The sequence below is a fragment of the Pseudoalteromonas sp. SR45-5 genome (assembly GCF_014163565.1).
In the GTDB taxonomy this organism is placed as follows: Bacteria; Pseudomonadota; Gammaproteobacteria; order Enterobacterales; family Alteromonadaceae; genus Pseudoalteromonas; species Pseudoalteromonas distincta.
In genome coordinates this window covers 1-3291 of the sequence record NZ_JACJDN010000463.1, presented here as the reverse complement: position 1 = coordinate 3291, position 3291 = coordinate 1, and the positions used below count along the sequence as shown (strand labels likewise).

Below are 3291 nucleotides of genomic sequence, written 5' to 3'. Positions count from 1 at the left end.
CACCAATTTCACCAGGGTATAACTGAAAGCCAAGCCCTTCGGCTTCTTTTTGTAACTTTTGACAAAATACTGTACGTGCCATGATTGATTCTCTCTAACGCTAAATATGGGGCTATTCTATACTATTGCTGTAATTTGTTTAACCAACTTTTTAGTTGGTGCTGCTAGGCCAACCTCTATTGATTGATCAAGCGGATACCAGATTAATTGCTTATCGTTTACCACATCAGGAGTTTTCTTAACATTGAGCACATGCGGGTTAATCCTCAGCTCAAAATGTGAAAACACATGAATAAACGCTTCAAGTTCTACTAAACTAGCCTCTAGGCCTTGCTGAGCTAAAAACATTTGAAGCTCTTCGTACTCATTAAATTCAAAAAAGCCAAACAATCCGCCCCAAATACCGCTGTTAGGACGTTTTTCCATAAGCACTTTATCACCACACTGAATAATTAACTGATGACAACTCTTTTTAGGAACTGCTTTTTTAGGTTTTGAATGTGGAAACTCTTTTACTTTACCTGTATTAAAAGCACCACAGCCTGAGTTTAATGGGCAAGCCTCGCAATCAAACCGGCTGCGTGAGCAAACGCTAGACCCTAAATCCATCATAGCTTGATTAAACTCAGTAACATTATCTTTAGGCGTTAACTGCTCTGATAAATGCCAAAGCTGGTTTTCGACTTTTTTAACGCCGTACCAGCCCTCAATCATAAAATAGCGCGCTAAAACTCGCTTCACGTTCCCATCTAAAATAGGGTGATGCTGTCCAAGCGACAATGATAAAACAGCCCCTGCAGTAGAGCGCCCTATTCCAGGTAAATCCATTACTTCCTCAAGTGTTTTCGGAAACTCACCTTGGTATTTGTCACGCACTATTTTAGCTGTTTTGTGTAAGTTACGCGCACGAGCGTAATACCCTAAGCCGGTCCAGTGATGCAGTACTAAGTCTTCATCCGCATCAGCTAAAGCGATAATATCTGGAAAGCTTTGCATAAACTTTTCAAAGTATGGAATAACAGTAATAACTTGGGTTTGCTGCAGCATTACTTCAGACACCCACACTTTATAAGGTGTTTTACCTAGCTGCCACGGGAGTGTTTTACGCCCATGAAGGTGATACCAATCAACAACTTGATTAGAAAAGCAGTGTGACTGTTCTTTATTTAAATCCAACATTTTTAACTTTTACTGATGCCCAATGGCGGCTCAGTCTATTGCAGTTAACAAAAAGATCAAGCTATACGGGGTGTAAAACCAGCTAATACTTGTGATTGCGGCCTCGGTCAGGGATAATATGCAACCATTTTTAAACACATTGTTTTTGTCAGGCCAATAATATGAGTGAATCAAGCAACACTAACCTTGAGCAAGCTAAGCAAGAAGGTAAATACATCCGCACCATTCGCAGTTTTGTAAAACGCGAAGGTCGATTAACCAAAGGCCAAGCCGCTGCAATCGAAAAATGCTGGCCAACAATGGGCCTAGAGCATAAAAACGGTATGCTTGATTTAAGCGAAGTTTTTGGTAACAACAACGATGTAGTAGTAGAAATTGGTTTTGGTATGGGTAAGTCGCTTGTCGAAATGGCAACAAATGCCCCTCACCTAAACTTTATCGGTATTGAAGTACACCGCCCAGGCGTTGGTGCTTGTTTAATGGATGCCGATGAAGCAGGCATTACCAACTTACGTATTTTTGAACACGATGCAGTTGAAGTACTTGCAGATTGCATACCTAATGAAAGCTTAACAACACTACAACTATTTTTCCCTGACCCTTGGCATAAAAAGCGTCACCACAAACGCCGTATTGTACAAACTGAGTTTGTTGAAAAGCTAAGAGCCCAACTTAAAATGGGTGGCGTTTTTCATATGGCAACAGACTGGGAAAACTACGCAGAGCACATGCTCGAAGTAATGAATGTAGCTCCTGGTTTTAAAAACCAATCAGAAACAAATGATTATGTTCCTCGTCCAGATTTGCGCCCGCTTACTAAGTTTGAGCAACGCGGACATCGCCTAGGTCATGGCGTGTGGGATTTAATGTTTGAGCGCACAGAATAATTAAATTTAATTACTCACTTTTACTTTTATAAAACTAAATATACTGTAAGGCAAAGCCATTTATGAGCGTACTAACCAACCCAAGTTTACTGTTACTTCGTAATAGCGAGGCACTAACGGGCAAATCTATCTTGGTGGTCAACTTTGTTCAAGATGGCTTTTTAACAGAGCTTAAAAAACTTAATCCGCAAAGCAAAGTAACTGCGTTTAGCTACAACCATGCTAACGGAGAGTTTGCTAAGAACACCAAAGATGTTGATGTTCATGTAAGCCACACAATACCTGGTAACGACTACGATTTAGTTATTCTTTACTACCCTAAATCAAAACCAGAGTTATTAATGGCACTTGATAATATTCGGTCTGCTATTACTGATGATGCCGAACTATTAGTAGTAGGTGAAAACAAAAGTGGTGTTAAGTCAATTGAAAAGCAATTAGCTGGTAAAGCTGAGTTTAGTAACAAGATTGATTCAGCTAAGCACTGCGTTCTTTACTCATTTGCTGAAATTTCTAAGCACCCTCACTTTGATATTACGACTTACCATAAAAAGTTTGTTGTTAATGTTGCCGACACTGAATTTACAGCTATTAGTGTTCCTGGAGTGTTTAATCACGGTAGCTTAGATATAGGAACGAAAGTTCTACTGGAAAACGCACCGACAATTAAGCAAGGCAAAGTTCTCGACTTTGGTTGTGGCGCAGGTTTAATAGCAACTTTTTTAGGGCTTCATAATCCAGCACTTGAGTTTGTGTGTAGTGATGTAAGTGCGCTGGCAACTTATGCAACACAGCAAACCCTAAAGCTTAACAACATCAATGGTGAGGCTATATTAAGTGACGGCCTTAAAAGCATTAATGGCAAGTTTGATTTAATTATTAGCAATCCACCTTTTCATACTGGTATTGCAACCGACTACACAGTAGCAGAAACATTTTTAGCTAATGCAAAACAGCATTTAACTAAATTAGGGAAGCTAAATATTGTTGCTAACAGCTTTTTAAAGTACCCGCCTATTTTAGAAACTCAGTTTGAAAGCTATCAAACTGTATTTAAGAACAATAAATTTGCTGTATATAGCAGCTAATTTAAACTTGTAAAATGATTGAGCACAAACGTGCTCAAGCTAACTTTCGAATAAATATAAGAATTAATTTAGTTTTTTTCCTTCATTTTTCCACGTCTTTGCTAAACTAAAACTCTAAATAATTAAATTTAACTCAG

4 protein-coding genes are annotated in these 3291 nt (G+C 38.8%); 2 read left to right on the top strand and 2 right to left on the bottom strand.

Going from position 1 to position 3291, the window contains the following annotated elements:
• Together H5072_RS15140 and mutY are read right to left on the bottom strand one after the other, a co-directional pair.
• On the bottom strand, positions 1 to 82 hold an 82-nt coding region (locus H5072_RS15140), incomplete at its 3' end, for a Fe(2+)-trafficking protein (protein WP_182693991.1).
• 35 nt (positions 83 to 117) lie between these two features.
• Entirely contained in the window at positions 118 to 1179 is a 1062-nt protein-coding gene (gene mutY / locus H5072_RS15135) for an A/G-specific adenine glycosylase (RefSeq protein ID WP_182693990.1), read from the bottom strand.
• A 161-nt stretch (positions 1180 to 1340) separates the two neighbouring features.
• Here mutY and trmB point away from each other — a divergent pair, with 161 nt between their 5' ends.
• Complete coding sequence (gene trmB / locus H5072_RS15130) at positions 1341 to 2066, top strand: tRNA (guanosine(46)-N7)-methyltransferase TrmB (protein WP_007582957.1); 726 nt, start codon at positions 1341 to 1343, stop codon at positions 2064 to 2066.
• Positions 2067 to 2128: 62 nt separating this feature from the next.
• Positions 2129 to 3154: a 16S rRNA (guanine(1207)-N(2))-methyltransferase RsmC gene (rsmC, locus tag H5072_RS15125; protein WP_182673995.1), complete on the top strand. Its 1026-nt coding sequence runs from the start codon at positions 2129 to 2131 to the stop codon at positions 3152 to 3154.
• Positions 3155 to 3291: the final 137 nt, after the last annotated feature.